The sequence below is a fragment of the Paracoccus sp. MKU1 genome (assembly GCF_001447385.1).
Taxonomy (GTDB): Bacteria; Pseudomonadota; Alphaproteobacteria; order Rhodobacterales; family Rhodobacteraceae; genus Paracoccus.
The window spans coordinates 1-1,292 of sequence record NZ_LLWQ01000229.1 but is presented as its reverse complement, the minus strand read 5'-3'; the positions used below and the strand labels follow the sequence as shown (position 1 = coordinate 1,292).

Below are 1,292 nucleotides of genomic sequence, written 5' to 3'. Positions count from 1 at the left end.
ACGGCGTCCTCGAACCGGACCCCATGCTTCCGTTCGTTCGATTCCGCCTTGGCGGGGTCCCAGATAAACCGCATCTTCATGGCATGAATGTAACTACTAATTAGTAATTACTCAATATGGTGTCACAGGTTCGAATCCTCGCCTTAGCGGGAGGTCCAGGAGGGCGCAGCGCCTCCGGCCCAATGGCAATCAGCGGAGCGGCACGGAGGCATAGCCGGAGTGGATTGCCTAGTGGGTTGTCATTCCAAATGACAATTCTGTCCTTCCTGCTATCCTGCCCTCATGTTCAAAGCCGCAATCCGCATCAACAAGATCAAGTCCGTCGCGCAGCTGCGCGGCGCCACCCTGCATGCCGAACGCCATGACGAGATCGGCAAGGCCCGGGTTCGGGAGGGAGCGGTGCCTGGCGAAGCGCTGGCCTGGTCCAAGGCCGAAGCCAGCGACCGGGACTATCTGGCCGCCTTCAAGGCCCATAAGGCCGAGATGAAGGCCGGCGAGCGCAAGAACGCGCCTCTGGCGATGCAGGCGCTCTGCGTGGTGTCGCCGGAATGGGTTCAGGAGGCCGGCGATCTGCATGACCGGGCCAATCCCCGCAACATCGCCCTGTTCGACCAGGCCAGGGCCTGGGCCGAGAGCTGGGCGGGCAAGGGGGCGGTGTTCGGCGCCCGCCTCGATCTCGACGAGAAGGGCGGCGCGGTGGTGGATCTGATGATCGCCCCGGTGCGCGACAGCCGCGCCAAGCCGGTGATCTCGACCCAGAAGGCCCTGGTCGAGCTGAAGGCCACCACCAGCGAGCGCAACGAATACGCCGCCCTGCAGACCTCCTGGGCCGAGTGGTGCCGGGAACACCTCGACCAGAGCATCACCCGCGGCCTCAGGCGCGAGCTGACGGCCCGGGAGCACCTGTCCCCGGAAACCTATGGCCAAGTCATGGACAAGGCACGGGAGGCCGTCCAGAGGCCAGCAGAGAGCCTCAGAGGGGCCCTACAGGCCGTTGAGCTATCCTGGGAGGATACTGACCTGCTGCGGGACTACCTGCTCCTCAGGGGCGAAATCAGCCGCCACAGAGAGGATCCCCACGGCTACGAGCCGCCAGCGGGAGAAATCGACCGGGATTGGGTCGAGGCTGCCGCCCCGACCACCAGCAACACCTGGGTGCTGATTTCCGCATTCCGCAAAGGCGCAGAGCGCATCGTGGAGGTGGCCCATCGCTTCGGGGTGAACCTGAGCGAGCTGAAACGCCCGGACGGTCACGAGGCGGGCCGGGCATGGTTTCCCGCCCTTGCCGATCG

Annotated in this window: 1 protein-coding gene; it reads left to right on the top strand. The window is 64.9% G+C overall.

Translation table 11 applies throughout. From position 1 onward, the window contains the following. Nucleotides 1–282 precede the first annotated feature (282 nt). A partial coding sequence (locus AQY21_RS27025; protein ID WP_152988351.1) for a hypothetical protein occupies nt 283–1,292 on the top strand: 1,010 nt, incomplete at its 3' end.